The 17739-nt window shown below is 68.3% G+C and carries 13 protein-coding genes; 5 read left to right on the top strand and 8 right to left on the bottom strand.

Annotated elements, in window-relative coordinates:
• Positions 1 to 59 precede the first annotated feature (59 nt).
• The gene (locus DI005_RS08815) at positions 60 to 920 is read left to right on the top strand and encodes a TIGR03620 family F420-dependent LLM class oxidoreductase (protein WP_113641797.1); all 861 of its coding nucleotides are present in this window, start codon (positions 60 to 62) and stop codon (positions 918 to 920) included.
• On the opposite strand, the gene DI005_RS08810 is transcribed toward DI005_RS08815, so the two are convergent.
• The 3 genes from DI005_RS08810 to uidB are packed head-to-tail and all read right to left on the bottom strand — an operon-like array spanning position 917 to position 4151.
• Positions 917 to 1531: a gluconokinase gene (locus DI005_RS08810; protein ID WP_233520058.1), complete on the bottom strand. Its 615-nt coding sequence runs from the start codon at positions 1529 to 1531 to the stop codon at positions 917 to 919. The two genes, DI005_RS08815 and DI005_RS08810, sit on opposite strands and share 4 nt — an antisense overlap.
• Entirely contained in the window at positions 1528 to 2766 is a 1239-nt protein-coding gene (gene manD / locus DI005_RS08805) for a D-mannonate dehydratase ManD (protein ID WP_113641796.1), read from the bottom strand. Before manD ends, DI005_RS08810 begins: the two co-directional genes overlap by 4 nt.
• Positions 2763 to 4151 carry a glucuronide transporter gene (uidB, locus tag DI005_RS08800; protein ID WP_113641795.1) on the bottom strand — a complete coding sequence of 463 codons (1389 nt, stop codon included), beginning with the start codon at positions 4149 to 4151 and terminating at the stop codon, positions 2763 to 2765. The genes manD and uidB overlap by 4 nt, the downstream gene beginning before the upstream one ends.
• Positions 4152 to 4556: 405 nt before the next feature.
• Between uidB and uxaC the strand changes: the two genes are divergently transcribed.
• The 3 genes from uxaC to DI005_RS08785 are packed head-to-tail and all read left to right on the top strand — an operon-like array spanning position 4557 to position 8271.
• Positions 4557 to 5954 carry a glucuronate isomerase gene (gene uxaC / locus DI005_RS08795; protein WP_233520057.1) on the top strand — a complete coding sequence of 466 codons (1398 nt, stop codon included), beginning with the start codon at positions 4557 to 4559 and terminating at the stop codon, positions 5952 to 5954.
• Entirely contained in the window at positions 5951 to 7222 is a 1272-nt protein-coding gene (locus tag DI005_RS08790; RefSeq protein ID WP_113641793.1) for a mannitol dehydrogenase family protein, read from the top strand. The genes uxaC and DI005_RS08790 overlap by 4 nt, the downstream gene beginning before the upstream one ends.
• Before the next feature lie 14 nt (positions 7223 to 7236).
• Positions 7237 to 8271 carry a LacI family DNA-binding transcriptional regulator gene (locus tag DI005_RS08785; RefSeq protein ID WP_113641792.1) on the top strand — a complete coding sequence of 345 codons (1035 nt, stop codon included), beginning with the start codon at positions 7237 to 7239 and terminating at the stop codon, positions 8269 to 8271.
• Between the two features lie 157 nt (positions 8272 to 8428).
• Here the strand turns inward: DI005_RS08785 and uidA are convergent, their stop codons facing one another.
• Positions 8429 to 10216 carry a beta-glucuronidase gene (gene uidA, locus DI005_RS08780; RefSeq protein WP_113641791.1) on the bottom strand — a complete coding sequence of 596 codons (1788 nt, stop codon included), beginning with the start codon at positions 10214 to 10216 and terminating at the stop codon, positions 8429 to 8431.
• A 310-nt stretch (positions 10217 to 10526) separates the two neighbouring features.
• Between uidA and DI005_RS08775 the strand changes: the two genes are divergently transcribed.
• Positions 10527 to 11543 carry a LacI family DNA-binding transcriptional regulator gene (locus tag DI005_RS08775; RefSeq protein WP_113641790.1) on the top strand — a complete coding sequence of 339 codons (1017 nt, stop codon included), beginning with the start codon at positions 10527 to 10529 and terminating at the stop codon, positions 11541 to 11543.
• A 35-nt stretch (positions 11544 to 11578) separates the two neighbouring features.
• Here the strand turns inward: DI005_RS08775 and DI005_RS08770 are convergent, their stop codons facing one another.
• The 4 genes from DI005_RS08770 to DI005_RS08755 are packed head-to-tail and all read right to left on the bottom strand — an operon-like array spanning position 11579 to position 17317.
• Positions 11579 to 13654, bottom strand: a complete 2076-nt coding sequence (locus tag DI005_RS08770) for an alpha-amylase family protein (RefSeq protein WP_113641789.1) — start codon at positions 13652 to 13654, stop codon at positions 11579 to 11581.
• Positions 13655 to 13710: 56 nt separating this feature from the next.
• Positions 13711 to 14580 (bottom strand): ATP-binding cassette domain-containing protein, encoded by an 870-nt coding sequence (locus DI005_RS08765; RefSeq protein ID WP_113641788.1) that lies wholly within the window; start codon positions 14578 to 14580, stop codon positions 13711 to 13713.
• Positions 14580 to 16406, bottom strand: a complete 1827-nt coding sequence (locus DI005_RS08760; RefSeq protein ID WP_113641787.1) for a dipeptide/oligopeptide/nickel ABC transporter permease/ATP-binding protein — start codon at positions 16404 to 16406, stop codon at positions 14580 to 14582. The genes DI005_RS08765 and DI005_RS08760 overlap by 1 nt, the downstream gene beginning before the upstream one ends.
• Positions 16376 to 17317 carry an ABC transporter permease gene (locus DI005_RS08755; protein ID WP_113641786.1) on the bottom strand — a complete coding sequence of 314 codons (942 nt, stop codon included), beginning with the start codon at positions 17315 to 17317 and terminating at the stop codon, positions 16376 to 16378. Before DI005_RS08755 ends, DI005_RS08760 begins: the two co-directional genes overlap by 31 nt.
• Positions 17318 to 17739 lie beyond the last annotated feature (422 nt).

Genomic DNA, 17739 nt, shown 5'->3' with positions numbered 1-17739 from the left:
GTTCTCTGATTGCGAGACTGCTACTTTACCTGGCGCGAACGATGCTCGGAAGGAGCGGCATGGATCTCTCCGGGGTCGGCGTGTGGAGCCCGCACCTGCGCTACGGGGACCGCGCCGAGGCGGCAGACGCGGCGGCCGAACTCGACGAGCTGGGTTTCCGGACGCTGTGGGTCCCGGACGCGGGTGGGCCGGTCTTCGACGCGGCGGGCGACCTGCTCGCGGCGACGGACCGGATCGTGGTCGCGACGGGCGTGCTCAACCTGTGGCTGCACGCGCCCGCCGCCGTCGCCAGGTCGGCAGGCGCACTGGCCGCGGCGCACGGCGACCGGTTCCTGCTGGGCCTCGGGGTCAGCCACGGCCCCCGCGTCGACGCGGTGCGGCCCGGCCGCCGCTACCACAAACCGCTGCGGGCGATGAACACGTTCCTCGACGACCTCGACACCGCGCGGCCACCGGTGCCCGCCACGGCCCGTGTGCTGGCCGCGCTCGGCCCTCGGATGCTCGGCATCGCGGCGAGGCGAGCCCGAGGAGCCCACTCCTACCTTGTCCCGCCCGAGCACACCCGCCTCGCCCGCGAGGCACTCGGCGACGAGGCGCTGGTGCTGCCCGAGCAGACTGCGATCCTCTGTGCGAGCGCGGACGAGGCACGAACCATCGGAGCAGGCTGGCTGCGGCGCTACCTCGACCTGCCGAACTACGCGCGCAACCTGCTCCGGCTCGGCTTCACCGAGGACGACCTGACATCGGTGAGCGACCGCCTGTTCGACGCCCTCATCGCGTGGGGCGACGAGGAGGCGATCAGCCGCAGGATCCACGAGCACCGGGCCGCCGGAGCCGACCACGTCTGCCTGCAGCTGCTCACGGCGACACCGGAGAAGTTTCCCCGTGAGGAGTGGCGCCGCCTCGCCTTCACCCTCTAGTTTCCTGCGCCCGGCCGGGCCGAGCGATCAGCAATGGTCCCGGTGGACGCCTCGGTCAGCGAGACGCTCCCAGTCGGCAAGCCCGGCGCCGCGAGGGCGAGTCGGCCCGTGATCTCGGAGACGATGTCCGGGGGTTCGCCAGCGATGTCGATCGTGATGCCCGGCTCGTCCGCCTCCAGGCGTTCCAGGGTCGCCAGCTGCGACGGCAGCAGCCCTGCGGGCATGAAGTGCCCCTCCCGATCCGCCATCCGCGACGCGATCAGCCCCGCGTCGCCGTGGAGGTGCACGAACTCGAGCGGAACACCCGCTCCGGCCCGCAGCGCGTCCCGGTACGTGCGGCGCAGCGCGGAACAGGCCACGACGAGCCGCCCGCCGTGCGCCGCGCTCTGCGCGATCCGCGCGGCGACGCGCGCGAGCCACGGCGCGCGGTCGTCGTCGGTGAGCGGCACCCCCGCGGCCATCTTCGCCCGTGCCTCGGCGGAGTGGAGGTCGTCGGCGTCGACGAAGCCCGCCCGCAGCTCCGCGGCGAGGAGGCGGCCCACCGTGGTCTTGCCACAGCCGGAGACACCCATCACGACAAGGGAACCCGCCGTGCTCATCAGTCCGCTCACCAGTCGTGCACCGTGCCGTCGTGCAGGCGGTTGTACGGCAGGTACGCCTGCTCGTACGGATACTTCCCCGCCTCGTCGACGTCGAGCGTCACGCCGAGGCCGGGCTCGTCGCCGGGGTGGAGGTACCCGTCGTTCCAGGTGAAGCTCTGCCGGAACATCGCGTTCGTGCGATCGCCGTGGCGCATGTACTCCTGGATGCCGAAGTTGTGGATCGCCAGCCCCAGGTGCATCGCCGCGGCCATCCCGACGGGCGAGATGTCGGTGGGGCCGTGCATGCCGGACTTCACCTGGTACATCGCCGCGTAGTCGAGCGTCTTACGCAGCGGTGAGATCCCGCCCATGTGGGTCACAGCCCCGCGCACGTAGTCGATGAGCTGGTCACGGATGAGGTCCTTGAAGTCCCAGACCGTGTTGAAGATCTCGCCGATCGCGAGCGGCGTGGTGGTGTGCTGCCGCACCAGCCGCAGCGCCTCCTGGTTCTCGGCGGGCGTGCAGTCCTCGAGCCAGAACAAGTCGTAGGGCTCGAGGCTCTTGCCGAGCTTCGCGGCCTGGATCGGGGTCATCCGATGGTGCCCGTCGTGCAGCAGCGGAAGGTCCGGCCCGAACTCGTTGCGCACCGCCTCGAACACACCCGGCAGATGCTTGAGGTACGCGCGAGTGTCCCAGTCCTCCTCGATCGGCCTCGCGCCACGCCGCGCGGGCTCGTGGTCGTATCGCACCCCGGCGTCGCCGACATCGCCTCCCTGCGAGGCGATCCCGTAGATCGCCTTCAGTCCTGGGACTCCCGTTTGGACACGGATCGCCCGGTAGCCCTCTTCCACGTGCGCGCGGACGCTGTCGAACAGCTCGGGAAGGTCCTTTCCGGAAGCGTGCCCGTAGGCGAGCAGGCCACGCCGGGACGCACCGCCCAGCAACTGGTAGACCGGCATGCCCGCCGCCTTGCCCTTGATGTCCCACAACGCCATGTCCACGGCGGCGATCGCGGCCATCGTCACCGGTCCGCGACGCCAGTAGGCGCCCCGGTAGAGGAACTGCCAGGTGTCCTCGATCCGCGAGGCGTCGGTGCCCACGAGCAGTGGCACGACGTGCTCCCGCAGGTAGGCCACGACGGCGAGTTCACGACCGTTCAGGGTCGCGTCGCCGAGCCCGGTGAGCCCGTCACCGGTGGTGAGCTTCAAGGTGACGAAGTTGCGGTCGGGGCTGGTGACGATGACCTCGGCCTTGTCGATGATCACACGGACTCCTCGTGCAGGTCGGTATTCGTGTCCTGGCGCCGCTGCCTGATCTCCTGGACCAGCGTCGCGTGCACCTTGTCCGTCAGCGGGTAGGCGAGCATGATCAGCACGGCGCCGAGGGTCAGCAGCGCGGGCACCAGCGCCGCGCCCGCGCGGATGCCCCATTCCGCCCCGGTGGTCTGCACCGTGGCGGACCCGACGTAGCCGCCGAGCGCGAGCGCGTACGCGCCGAGCGCGCCGCCCAAGGCCTGGCCCGCCTTGCGGGTGAAGGAGAAGACCGCGTAGATGGTGCCCTCGGAGCGCACGCCGGTCTTCCACTCGCCGTACTCGACCGTGTCGGCCTCGAGTGCGTAGATGATCGTGGTCACCAGTGAAAGGCCCGGCAGCGACAGCATGAGCGCCGTGAACGCCACCCAGACGTTGGGTGCGACGAAGGCGACGAGAGATCCGCTCGCCGCCACGACGCCGGATGCGATGTAGGCCGCGCGTTTCCCCCACCGGCGCACGATCTTCGGCACGAAGGGCGCGACAGCGAAGTTGACCACGAGCTGCCCGATCGACAGGAACGGCATCAGGTGGAGCGCGCCGAACACGTCACGGATGAGGTAGATCTGCGCCGTCGACTTGGCCATCAACGCCGACAACAGCAAGAACGCGCTCAGGCACAGCAACGCCAGCGGCTTGTTGCTTTTGACGACCCGGTACGACTGCCGCAGCGTCACCCGGGGAATCGCCCGCTCCACTCGCTCCTTGGCCGTGAAGAAGAGGAACAGGTAGCAGGCCGTCCCGACCACGACGAAGGCCAGCGTGGCCGTGGTGAAGATGGCCTGCAGGTCGTTCGACTTCGACAGCGTCGGGGCCAGCACGGCCCCCAGCAGCGCCGCCACCGTGGCGCTGCCCAGGGAACGGGCCACCGAGAGCTTCGACCGCTCGGCGGCGTCCTGGGTCATGGCCGCCGCGAGCGAGCCGTAGGGAATGTTGACGAGCGTGTAGGCGATCCCGAGCGCCGCATATGTGAGGTAGGCGTACAGCAGGGCCCCGGACTCGCCCAGTTCCGGCACGTTGAACGTCGCGACCGACAGCAGCAGCAGCGGCACCGATCCGAACAGGATGAACGGCCGGAACTTGCCCCAGCGTGTGTTGACGCGGTCGACCACCCGGCCGGCGATCAGATCCGTGAACGCGTCGACGACGCGCAGGACGAGGAACATCGTGCCGACCGCCGCGGCGGAGATGCCCACGACGTCCGTGTAGTAGACGAGCAGGAACATCGTCGACATCATGAAGGCGAGGTTGTTGCCGGCGTCGCCGGCGCCATAGCCGACGATCGACGCCCAGCTCAGTTTGCCGGACCGGCTCGCGCCTTCCTTGGTGGTTGTCGTCATCTCTGGCCCCTTTGCCATGTGAACGTGTCTGGTGAGCCGGGGCGTCAGTCGTCACCGGGCATGCGTGCGCCGAGATTCGCCGGCCGATCGCGCGTGAGGACGCCCTCCGTGTTGCCCCCGGCCCCGGTGGGCCCCCTGCGCGGGCTGGAAGTCCGCGAGGTTCCACACGTGCTGCCGCCCCAGTGCGCCGAGACTCGACAGCCCCTGGGTCGAGGTGGTCTGCGGCCTCAGCATCGAACACCTCCGAACGGGCTGGGCGAATGGTGCTCCATGCCTACCAGAGCCGGATTGAATATGGCAATCGGTTGTCATCGAGAATGCAGAGGTTCTTGTGCCCTAAGAGACCGGGATGCCCCAGAAAGGCAACCGATTGACAAAGCTGCGCTCACCGGCTGTGATGGTCGGGTGCTGATTTCTCGACGACGCGATCCGGACCGCCTGTTGCCCGCCGACCCGACGCTCCGTTCCGTCGCGCGGGAGCTCTACGCGCTCACCGCGAACCTGCCGATCCTGTCGCCCCACGGGCACGTCCCGGCCGCGCTCCTCCTGCACGACGAACCGTTCGCCAACGCGACCGAGCTGTTCATCACCCACGACCACTACGTCACGCGGTTGCTGCACGCGGACGGCGTCGGCCTGGCCGAGTTGGGGCTGGGGGAACGGATCGCGGACCCGCGCGAGGTCTGGCGGTTGCTCGCCGAGCGATGGCACCTCTTCGCGGGCACGGCCACGGGCTACTGGATCGACGAGGAGCTGTCCGGTGTGTTCGGCATCGAGCAGCCGCTGTGTGTCGAGACGGCCGACAGTGTCTACGACGCCGTCGCCGCCGCCCTCGCCGAGCCCGACTTCCGGCCACGGGCCCTGTTCGACCGGTTCGGCATCGAGGTGCTCGCCACCACCGACGACCCGCTCGACGACCTCGCCCACCACGCCGCTCTGGCGACGTCCGATCTTCCCGGCCGCGTCATCCCCACCTTCCGCCCCGACGCCTACATCAACGCGGCAGCGCCCGGCTTCGCCGAGGCGGCGGGGAAACTGCTCGCGGCGACCGGGCAGCCGGCCACGTTGCCGGGATACCTGCGGGGCCTGGAGGAACGGCGGCGCTACTTCATCGAGCACGGGGCGACCTCCGCCGACCACGGCGTCGTCCACCCGATGACCGCCGCGCTGGAGCCCGCCGAGGCCGACCGCCTGTTCCAGGCTGCGCTCTCCGGTGCGGTCGACGCCCGCGAGCTCGACACGCTGGCCGCGCATCTGCTGTGGCAGATGGCGCGGATGAGCGTCGAGGACGGGCTGGTGATGACGATCCACGCCGGCGTCTTCCGCAACCACAACAGCCACACCCACGCCCGGTTCGGGCCGGACACCGGCCACGACATCCCGTTGCCCACGTCGTGGGTCGAGGGGCTGCGGCCCCTGTTGGAGAGCTTCGGGCTCGAACCCGGATTCCAGCTCGGCCTGTTCACCGTCGACGAGAGCGCCTTCTCCCGCGAGCTGGCCCCGCTCGCGGGGTTCTATCCGAGTGTCTACGTGGGCGCGCCCTGGTGGTTCCTCGACGCCCCGCACGCGATCGACCGGTTCCGCTCGGCCGTCACCGAGACCGCCGGCTTCTATCGCACCACGGGCTTCATCGACGACACCAGGGCTTTCGCGTCGATCCCCGCCCGTCACGACATGTCCCGCCGCACCGACGCGGCCTTCCTGGCCCGCCTTGTCGTCGAAGGCAGGGTCCACGCCGACGACGCGCGCCGCATCGCCGTCGATCTGGTCGGCTCCCAGCCGCGCCGGGTGTTCAAGCTGTGACGGCCACGACGACACCGCGCCTGAACCGCGCCGCGCTCGCGGCCGGTCCCCCGCCGCCCGCGCGGATCGTGCACCTGGGCGTAGGCGCCTTCCACCGCTCCCACCAGGCGTGGTACACCGCGCGCGCGGCCGACGCGGACCAGTGGGGCATCACCGGGTTCACCGGCCGCTCGGCCGCCGCGGCCGAGCGGCTCGGCCCGCAGGACGGCGTCTACACCCTGGTCACGCGCGATCCCGACGGCGACCGGTTCGAACTGATCGGCTCCGTAGTCGGCGTGCAGCCTGGCGAGCGCCACGACCGGCTGGCGGCCGCGCTCGCGGCTCCCGCCACCAGCGTGGTGACCCTGACGATCACCGAAACCGCCTACGACGTCACGCACGCCGACCTCACCGCGCCGCGCACCGCGCTCGCGCGGCTGCTCCACGGCCTGTCCGCCCGCAGGGATGCCGGCGGCGGCCCCCTCACGGTCGTGCCCTGCGACAACCTGCCGGACAACGGCACACGGCTGGCGGCGACACTGCGGCTGCTCGCCGAACAGGCAGCACCCGATCTCGTGTCCTGGCTCGACGAACACGTGTCGTACGTGTCGACGTCGGTGGACCGCATCACGCCCCGCGCGCCGGCCGACCTGGCGGAGTACGTCGCCGCCGAGACCGGGTGGTACGACGAGGCTCCCGTGATCGCCGAGCCCTTCTCGGACTGGGTTCTCGCGGGCGACTTCCCCGCGGGGCGGCCCGCATGGGAGACCGCGGGCGCGCGGTTCGCGACCGACGTCCGCCCGTACGAGGCGCGCAAGCTGTGGATGCTCAACGGCGCGCATTCCGCCCTCGCGTGCGCGGGACTCCTCCGTGGGCACCGGACCGTCGACGAGGCGATCGGCGATCCCGCGTGCCGGGTGCTGGTCGGCCGGTTCTGGGCCGAGTGTGAGCGTCACCTGCCACCGCACCTGGATCTCGCGCGTTATCGCGAGGATCTGCTCGCCCGATTCGGCAACGCACGGATGGAGCACCGGCTGACTCAGATCGCCGAGGACACCACCACCAAGCTCCGGGTCCGCGTCGTGCCGGTCGCCCTGCGCGAGCTGGCGGCCGGCAGGCGGGCGGACGGTTGCGCCGCGGTCGTCGCCGAATGGGTACGCGCCGTCCGGGCCGCGACGGTCCCGGCCGACGGCGTCGGGCGCGACCCGCTGGCCGCGCTCTCCCCCGAGCTCGCCTCGTCGCGGACGTTCCGCGAAACCATGGACTCGCGCACCGGCTCGATCAGCTGAGAGACAATGGCGCGATGGACCACGAAGCCACCGCCCTCCCGCGGGCGCACCGGCCTGACCAGACCGGCCACGCGACGATCTACGACATCGCGCGCGTGGCCGGTGTCAGCCCGTCCACCGTGTCCAGAGCGCTCAACAAGCCGGGCCGGATCAACGCCACGACCGAGCAGCGCATCCGCGAGGTCGCCGAGTCGCTCGGCTACCGGCTGAACCCGATGGCCCGGGCGCTGTACACCGGGCAGACCAGCACGTTCGCCCTCATCCTCTCCGACATCACCAACCCGGTGTACTTCGAACTCGTGCGCGGCGCGGAAACGGTCGGCGCGCGCGAGAACTACACCATGGTGCTGGCGGAATCCCAGGAGTCGGGCACCCGGGAGGCGGACGCGGCGGAGCGGCTGCTGCCCGCGGTCGACGGCATCGCGCTCGTCTCGACGCGCATGCCCGACGAACAGATCCGGCACCTGGCCGCGCGCAAACCCGTCGTCGTCGTCAACCGGCGCGTGGACGACGTGCTGAGCATCGTCCCCGACCCTCGGCCCGGCATCGAGGCCGCCATCGAACACCTCGCGGCCCTCGGCCACCGATCACTCGCCTACCTGTCCGGACCGCGTACGTCCTACATGAGCCAGCTGCGATGGGAGATCGCGTTCGAATGCGCCCTCGCGCACGGGCTCTCCGTCGTCGAGATCGGACCGTGCGAACCGACGCTCGCCGGCGGGCGCGCGATCAAGCGGCGCGTGCTGGCCGCCGGTGTCACGGCCGTCCTCGCCTACAACGACATCATCGCGATCGGGCTACTGCTGGAATGCCGCGACCACGGCATCGACCTGCCGGGCCAGCTGAGCATCGTCGGCTTCGACGACAGCTTCGGCTCCGACTTCACGAGCCCGCCGCTCACCACGATCCGCAGCCCGCTCCGGCAGGCGGGCGAGCTGGCGGTCGAGCGCCTGCTGACGCTGGTCCGCCACGGGGGGCACCAGCACGTCGACGACCTCTCCACCGTCCTCGTCCAGCGCGGCTCGACAGCGGCGCCGATGCCGACCTGACGGCCGCGCAGACCCGCATATCGACCGGCGGGGTGACCGGGCGCACCGTCCCAACCGGACACACTCGCGCCCACTGCCCGGTCGGGCCCCGGGGACGTTGAGGAGTTCGTCACCGCACTGCCCGCCGGACGCACCCGGCGGGCAGTGGGTGTCCTCGCTACGCGCCGGGCTTGCGCCCGTCCAGGCCCCGCCACCGTCGACGCAGTTCGAACGCGGCGCTCTTGGGGCGGCGGTCCCGGGTGAAGATTCCCTTCTTGTTTCCGTCCACGCGGTGGACCGCGGTCGTGGTCCGGAAGTCCGCGAAGTTCCAGACGTGCTCGCCGACGAAGCCGGGGAACCGGTCGAAGACGCGGTGGTGCATCTGGAAGTAGGCGACCTGATACTCCTCGCTCCAGGGCATGTCGAACAGCGAGTGCAGCCCGGCGAAGGTGTCGGCTCCGTACTCGGTCATCATGACGGGCCTGTCGAACTTCTCGATCCAGGACCGGATGTCGGACTCCAGGTGAGCTTCGGCGGAGGAAAGGTCGCCGTTGTCGATGTACCACCCGAAGTAGCGGTTGATGCCGATGACGTCGAACAGCGAAGCGACCCGGTCGTTGTCCGCGTTCGCCAGAAGCCATGCCGTGTAGGTGATCGGTCGCGAAGGATCGAGCTCGCGCGCGAGGTTCGCCAGCGGCTCGAAGTACTCGTACGCGCCCTCCTCCTGACTCGCGGGCTCGTTGGCGATGCACCACATCACGACACTGGGATGGTTCTTGTCGCGCTGGATCAGCTCGCGAAGATGCTGCGCGTGCGTGTGGCGCATCTGAACGCCCAGGCCTTCTTCCGAGAACGTGAGAGGCGGGTTGCGGGCCGTCATTCCGCCCGCCACACCGAGGTTGAGTCCCACCGCGGCCGTTTCGTCGATCACGACGATGCCATGCCGGTCGGCATACTCGAGGACCTCTTCGGCGTACGGATAGTGCGAGGTCCGGAACGAGTTGGCGCCGATCCAGTCCAGCAGCTCGAAGTCGTGAACGAGGTAGGCGGGGTCATGCCCCTTCCCGCGAACCGGCGTGTCCTCGTGTTTCCCGAAACCGGTGAAGTAGAAGGGCTCACCGTTGATCAGGAACTCCTGGCCGCGTACTTCGACCGTGCGCACGCCGACGGGGAGCGAGTAGCTGTCGACCACGGTCCCGTCACGCACGATTTCGGCGGTGAACGTGTAGAGGTATGCCGCACCCGGTTGCCAGAGCACGACATCGGGGACTCTGAGCCTCCCGGTCACGCCGCCGGATTCGGCCACCAGCTGACCGTCGGCGTCGCACAGGGAGACGCGGACCTCCGAATCCGTAGCGGCGTCCACCTGGTAGCCGACGCTTCCCGCATCCCCATCGACGTCGGTGACGACCGTGATGTCCCTGATGTGCTCGCGCGGAGTGCTGTACAGCCATACCGACCGGGCGAGCCCCGCGTAGTTGTAGAAGTCGTGGTGGTAGATCTGGCGACGACGGCCGCTCTCGGTGGTGACGACATGGCCCGGCGGAAGGGTGGCGGACGTCAGCTCGTTGTCGACGCCGACGGTGAGCCGGAAGCTCTCGCCCGCCTCGACGTGGTCCGTGATGTCCGCCTCGAAAGGCGTGTAGCCGCCGATGTGCTCGGCGACAAGGGCGTCGTTGACGTAGGCGCGCCCCTGATGCGTCGCGGATTCGAGACGGAGAACGACTCGTTCGCCCCGCCATCCACGGGGCACTCGCACCTCACGCTGATACCAGACCCAGCCCACGTGGTCGCGAATCGTGGGGTCGAGGAACAGGTCGTTGTAGCTGGAGGGAACCGGCACCTCGCGGTCACCAGGCAGCCGGCCCGACCAAGGCTTGTCCAGTTCCGCTCCGCCGAGAGCGAACCCCCAGAGGCCGTCGAGACTGACCAGTTCACGGGTGGGCGTGGACGTCGGCTTCAACATTGATGACCTCTTCCGCGGATCGTGGCGGTCACGTTCGTACCGCCGAGCCCTCTCGGCAACCGATTGCCAACATATCGCACAGCCCTTTCCTTGGCAAACAAAAACCCTGATGCTAGCCTGAAACGTTCATGTGGGGGTTGACATGCCGCGTTCAACGTCGCTCTGTGCCACCCGGGCCGTATCGTCGTTCCCCGCGCCCCGCCGCCGAGGCGTCGTCGCGTGCGAAGTGCTGTGCCCCAAGCGTATGCTCCCCAGCGAGGTGTCAGGACGTCGACATTGGACTGACGCAAGGATCTCAGAATGAGGCAGTGTGGCGACCAACAGTAGGAAGCGTGCCGGCCGCACCTCCCCCGCGACGATCTACGACGTAGCGCGGATGGCAGGGGTCAGCCCTTCCACGGTGTCACGCGCCCTGAACAAGCCGGGCCGGATCAACGCGGGCACGGAGCACCGGATTCGCGAGATCGCGGAGGCGATCGGATACCGGTTGAACCCGCTCGCGCGCGCACTGCCGACCGGCCGGACCCAGACCCTCGCGCTGACCCTGTCGGACATCACGAACCCGGTCTACTTCGAACTGATTCGTGGCGCGGAACGTGTCGCCGCGAGCCGCGGGTACATCCTCATCCTCGCGGAGAGCCAGGAGTCGGCGGATCTGGAGAACGAAACCGCCCAGCGTCTGCTGAGCTCTGTCGATGGACTGATTCTCGTCGCCGCCCGGCTGGACAGTGCTGACATCGTCGAACTGAGCAGGCGCAAGCCGATTCTTACCGTGAATCGCAAGGTGCGCGGTATCGGCAGCGTCGTGGCGGATGTCCGTCCGGGCATACAGGCCGCCCTCGATCATCTACGGCAGCTGGGCCACAAGCGGCTGGCCTACCTCGGAGGGCCTCCGTCCTCCTGGATGAATCGGCTGCGGGATCGCACGATCTCCTCAGAGGCCTCGGACCGAGGGATGAAGGTCGTCACGTTGGGGCCCTACCTTCCCACCGTCGCGGGAGGTGCCGCCGCTCTGGACGTCGTCCGCGAAAGCGGCGCCACCGCCGCGCTGGCCTACAACGACCTCATGGCCATCGGGCTCCTCAAGGCGGGGCACGAGATCGGCATGAGGATACCCGAGCAGTTGAGTTTGATCGGCTTCGACGACATCTTCGGCTCCGACTTCACTTCCCCTCCCATCACGACGATTCGCACTCCCCACGCGCTTCTCGGGGAACAGGCGGCATTGCGGCTGATCGCCGAGCTCAACAACGAGGCGGTGCGCAAGCACACCGCGCCCAGAACCGAGTTCCTGCAGCGGGCCTCGACTGATCGTGCCCGCACCTAGCCTTTCCGGGCCGCCGTCGGCAAAGGCCCCGCGCATCACGTGGGCGTGACGACGACGACTTCGAACAGTTCGAGAGGCGGCAGATCGACGAGCAGATCGTCTCCGTCGGCCCTGACCGCGAGCGGTTCGCCCGCGCGCAGCGCCTCGGCTTGGGGAGCTTCGCCGGCCCGTCCGGCGAGGCGGAGTCGCCCGCCCGTGACCGGAATGTGGGGACCGTAGGACCGGCGGCGCGCACCACTGTGGTTGATCACGTGAACGATGGTCTGACCGTGGCTTCGGCCGGTGATGATCTCCGCGGAGTCGTGCAGGTCCGCGGTGATCGCCGGCTGGACGATCGAGCGGACGATGTCCACGGCGTGGTCGCGCACACTGGTCTTCGCGTATTCACGATACGTGCGCCCTATCGTCCATGGCACCTGCACGACTTCTCCCCCGCCGTACGAGGCACGGACGGCGTCCGGGTCGCCGCTGGTGACGTGACCGTAGGCGAGCTCGGGTGGACCGAACGGCGCCCGAGGCAGCACCGCTCCTTGCTTCGTGGCATCCGGTTTCCACACGAACTGCTGGTAGCGCCCGGTGACGGGAATGAGCGGGCCGGCGTAGTGGAACTCGTCGATACGCGGCTGTGCTCGCACGGCCACATAGGTCGAGCGCAGAGCGGTGCCTTCGAGGGCGGGCGCGGACACGCGAAGCGCGGGCGAACACTCCAACTCGACCGTACCGTCCCGGCTCACCCCGGCGGACCCGGTCAGCAGGAGGTTCCCACCTTTTCGGACGTACTCGTCAACGCTGGGAGCCTGCCCACCGAGCCCTTCCAGATCGGGCAGGACCAGTAGCGAGTAACGCGCGAGTGCGCCCTGCCCCGAGAGCGTGCGGAGCCGATCGACCGGCACGACGTCGAACGGAACATGCGTTTCGAGGAGCGCGAGGTAGAGGCCGCGAAACTCTTCAAGGACGTCCCAGTACTTTCCCGGGGCCGCCGAACCGTGGTCTGGGCGCACGAGAGCTACCTGCGCGGCCGGCCGCAGGCCGTGGTAGAGCTCGCGGTGTCGTGCGCGGAACCGCATCACGTCACGGCCAAGCGAGATCGCCGGCTCCACAGGCAGCCGTCCCGGGGCACCGAAGTAGTAGGCCGAGGGATTGCCTCCCCGCGCGATCGCCTGCACCAGGTACTGGGCGAAGTGCTCGGGTTGCTCGTTACCCATCCGGTAACCACTGTCGATGAACGCACAGCAGTTGACCAGCACCGCCGAGTGCGGGCGCGTGGATGCGTGTGCGCTCACCGCCTCCGCCGTCGCGTGTGGCCAGAGCTCCTTGCCCGGCATTGCCCGGTAGGCGTTGTTTCCCTCGACGTACTCGATCGGCGCACCACGCCGTAGCACGACACCGACGTCGCCTCCTCGGCCCTCGACGTGGTCGGCGATCCTCGCCGTGAGGTCGGCGAGCGTCGTCGACACGTACTGGCGCCAGCGGCCGAAGGCCGGTGAGGTCAGGTCCCGCGGCAGCTCGTCACCACCGCTGAACTTCGCGAAGCCCTCCACGCAGGCCGCGCAGTGACACGGGCCGTGCACGACCTCGTCGTAGTCGCGTTCGTTGAAGTTGAACCAGTTGAAGAAGATGCCGTCGACCTGGTACCGGTCGAGGACCTCGTCGATGACGTCGAAGACTCGCACCTGGTAGTACTCCCCCGACGGGCACACGCTGTAGAGAGCGTTGTACACCTGCGGATCACCGTCAGGAGTGCGGTACAGCCAGTCGGGATGCTCCGCCGCGATTCGCGACGAGATCTTCGACATGTCGAACCGGGCGATCACCTTGAGGCCACGGCGCTGGGCCGCGGACATCGCGTCCCCGAGCAGGTCCCTGGACGCACGCTGGTCGAGCAGCGGGTTGCGGGTCTGGAACGGCAGATCTGTCGGGTAGAAGGACAGGATCCCGCCGGCGTTCAGAAGCCAGGTGTCGGCGCCGTACTCGACGACGGCGTCAGCGGCGGCTTCCACATCCATCAGTGCGTCGATGTCCTGAAGATTGGTCTGCACCACACCGAACGGCTGACGCCACTTGCTGTGAGGCGCCAGGTCACGTTCTGGGGCCGAGTACCTCGTGGACATGGTTCACCTCTCGGTCGTGAAATCCGCTTGTACCGCTTGCTGCCGAGGGGTGTGCGTCAACGCACCGGCGCGGGTTTCTCGCTGGAGTAGTCCAGCAACCCTTCCTCCGCCAGTCGTTTGCGTTCCTCGCGTCGCCGCCGCTGTTCGATTGGGTCCGCGACCGGGGCGGCGAGAAGCAGTCGTCTGCTGTATGAATGCTCGGGACGGGACGTGACGACATCGGCCGGACCGGTCTCCACGATCTCTCCCTGGTAGATGACGGCGACGCGGTGGCTGATGTGTCGAACGACGGCGAGATCGTGCGAGATGAAAAGGAACGCCACACCCGTCTCGCGCTGGATGTCGATCAGCAGTTTCAGCACGAGTGCCTGAGTGGAGAGATCGAGCGCCGAGACGGGCTCGTCGCACACGATGAGCTTCGGCTGAGGGGCGAGCGCCCGCGCGATCGCGACGCGCTGCCGCTGCCCACCGCTGAACTCCCGGGGCAGTCGCTCCGCCGCGTCGGCAGGCAGGCCGACCTGATCCAGGAGCGCCTTCACCCTGGCACGGGCATCGCGCGTGGTGGAGCCCTGTACGACAAGCGGTTCACTGAGGATGTCGCCCACCGTGAGCGCGGGGTTCAGCGACGAGTACGGGTCCTGGAACACGACCTGGATGTCGCGTGCCAGTTCGCGTCGGCGTCGCGGACCGACGTGGGTGATGTTCTCGCCCTGCAATCGGATCTGTCCGCCGCTGGCCTTGACCAGGCCGAGGATCGCGCGTCCGATCGTCGTCTTGCCCGATCCGGACTCGCCCACGAGCCCCAGCACCTCCCCGTGGTCTATGGTCAGGGAAACCGCGTGAAGGACTTCGTGAGGTTTGGCTCGGAATCCCCGTCCGGGGAACTCGACGTGGAGGCTCTCGACCTCGAGCAGCTTCCCGGCCATCAGTTGGCGCCCTCCGACGATTCGCCCGCCAGGACACGGTCGTCGTCGCGGACGACGCTCTCGTCGAGGATCGACGCGAGCAGCTTCTGCGTGTAGGCGTGCTGGGGACTCCGGAAGACCTCCACGACCTCGCCCGATTCCACGACGCGGCCGTCCTGCATGACGGCCATCCGCTCGCAGATGTCCGCGACCACTCCGAAGTTGTGGGTGACCAAGAGAATCGCCATGCCCATCTCCGCCTGGAGGTCGCGCAGGAGGTCGAGGATCTCGGCCTGGATGGTCACGTCCAGGGCGGTGGTGGGCTCGTCGGCGATGAGGACACGGGGACGGCAGGCGACCGCGGTCGCGATCAGCACGCGCTGAGCCATACCGCCAGAGACCTGATGGGGGTACAGACGCATCGTTCGCTCCGGGTCGGCGATGCCGACGTGGCCGAGCAGCTCGAGGGCTCGCTGGCGCGCGGCCGACCGGGACAGGGACGAGGCCGCTCGCAGACTCTCGACCATCTGCGAGCCGATCGTGAACGACGGGTCGAGGTTCGACATCGGCTCCTGGGGCACATACGCGATGTCCCGCCCACGAATGCCCCGCAGCTGACGCTCCGACAAGCCGATGAGCTCACGTCCGTCGAGTTTGATCGATCCTTCGGGAATGGAAGCCTCGCCCGGCAGGACCCCGAGCGCGGCGAAGGCCGTCTGGGTCTTGCCGGATCCCGACTCCCCGACAAGGCCCATCGTCTCTCCGGGCCGCACGGTCAGCGACACACCTTTCAGCACGGATTTCGGCGTCCCGCTCGGGTCCGGGTACGTCAGGTGCAGATTCTCGATGCTGAGCAGAGCGCCGGCATCGCCGGGCGCCCCGGGTGCCTGCTCGTGCCGGGCCACGCCCTTCGAGCCAGCGGACTTGCTCACCGGGGACGCCTTGGGCCGTGCTCCCTCGAGCGCGTCTCGCAGCGAGTTGCCGAAGAGCACGAGTGACGCGGTCATGACACCGAGCATGAGCGCCGGCCAGACGAACTGCAGGGAGTCCACGTACAGGTTGGTAAAGCCATAGGAGATCATCGCGCCGAAGCTCGGCACCTCGGTCGAACCGACACCGAGGAACGCGAGGCCGGACTGCACGCCGATCGCCGACCCCATGAGGAACGCGGTCGAGATGATCACCGGCCCCTGCACGACCGGCATCACGTGGCGCCCGAGGATCCGGAAGGTGGAGAGCCCGGAGACCCTCGCCGCGTCCACGTACAGTTCGTTGCGCACGCCGACGGTGACGTTTCGCACCAGCCGGTAGATGCCGGGCGCGAGCAGGACACCGAAGATCAGCATCGTCGCGCGGAAGTCACCCTTGGTGAGCGGCATGAGCACGATCAGCAGGAGGATGCCGGGCAACGTCATGACCAAGTTGAAGATCCACTCGATGACGCCGCGCACACGTCCACCGAAGTATCCGCCGATGAGCCCGAAAGTCAGGCCGATGCTGATGGCGACGCCCGCGCCGATGAGCGCGGTGACCACACTCGTGTTGATCGAGTAGAGCAGTCGCGCGAGGATGTCGCGGCCGTTCTGGTCGGCGCCCAGCAGGTAGTCCGGGGTGCCGATGGCGGCGTTCACCGCGGAGAGTTCGGCGTCGTTCGGGCCGTGCGCCGCGAGCAACGGGGCCAGGATGCCCAGCAGCACGATGAGCAAGAGCAGCGCAGCGGAAATCACCGCTTGCGGGTCTTTGAGGAGACGCCGGAATGCGGAGTGACGTGCCGGGGTTTTCGCCGACACCGTTTCGACGGCCGTCGCTTCGGTACTCAATAGATTCTCGCCTTCGGGTTGAGCCATCCATTGATGAGATCTGTCAGCAGGTTCACGCCGACGACGAGCATGACGCTGAACACCGTGATGCCCATGATGACCGGAATATCACCCTGAATGGACGAGTTGAACGCGAACGATCCGAACCCGGGCAGTGCGAAGACGTTCTCGATGATCAACGCTCCGCCCAGCATTCCGATGAATTCGAGCGACAGCACCACGAGCGCCGGAGAGGCGGCATTGCGCAGGGCGTGCTTGTAGACGATGGACCAGGTCGACACACCGCGGGTGCGGAGCGTTCGGACGTAGTCCTTGCGCAGCTCGCCGATCATCGTGCCGCGGATCTGAGCGGACATGTTGGACACGCCGTTGATCACGAGCACGATCACCGGGATAGTGATCGAAGCCGCCCAGCGCAAGGGATCCTCGCCGAACGGCGTGAACCCGGTGGCGGGGAGCAGCCGGAGGTTGATGGCGAGGACCACGACGAGCACGATCGCGATCAGCAGGTTCGGCAGGAGCAGCCCCAGGAGGGACACACCCTGCGAGATGCGGTCGATGGCACCGGCCCGGCTTGCCGCGAGCACGCCGAGGATGACGCTCACGACGACACTCAGCACGAGTGCGACGAGCACGATGGACAGGGTGACGCCAAGCCGGGTGACGACCGCATCCGAAACCGGCTCGCTCGTGAAGAACGAGACTCCGAAATCGCCGCGGAAAACGCCGCCCAGCCACTCCAAGTACTGCACGACGAGCGGCCGGTCGAGCCCGAGCTCGGACTTCAACGCCGCCACCGCGGACGGTGATGCCGCCGGTCCGAGCACGTTCGCGACCACGCCGTCGAAGGAGAAGCTCAGCAACCAGAACGTCAGGAACGTGACGAGGATTCCGAGCACGGCGCCGGTGACGACACGGCGAAGGATGTAGGGAAGCATTTCAGCTCGCCCTGGTCCTGAGTGTGAGACCGGCCGAGGACACTGGATCAGCCGACCGGCGGGCACGTAGCTCGGCCCGGCGGATCCGCTCCAACATCTGCCTCGTTGCAGAGCGACAGCGCATCGCGTTGACCCCTTTGTCGGTGGCACAGAATTCTGCATTCCGATCCCCGTGGACTCGGTTTTGTGGCCAAGTCCAGCGGTCCTCGGGTCGCAGACCTCGATCAGTAAAGCACAGCTCTGCGGGGCTGACAACCGGTTGCCGTCGGTCTCCGAACAGGCTCGGCGAAGCCGAGGCAACCGCGTGTCGTCCATAGCAACGCCGCAGCTCAGCAGCCTCTCCACGTCGGTCCGGCACGACACGAGCAGCCAGGTCAAAGGATGTCACTGGGTCAACCCGTAAGGTATTCGACCATCACCTC

This window comes from Prauserella sp. PE36 (assembly GCF_003311655.1).
In the GTDB taxonomy this organism is placed as follows: Bacteria; Actinomycetota; Actinomycetes; order Mycobacteriales; family Pseudonocardiaceae; genus Prauserella_A; species Prauserella_A endophytica.
The sequence above is the reverse complement of the archived record's forward strand: the minus strand, read 5'-3'. Positions and strand labels throughout refer to the sequence as shown.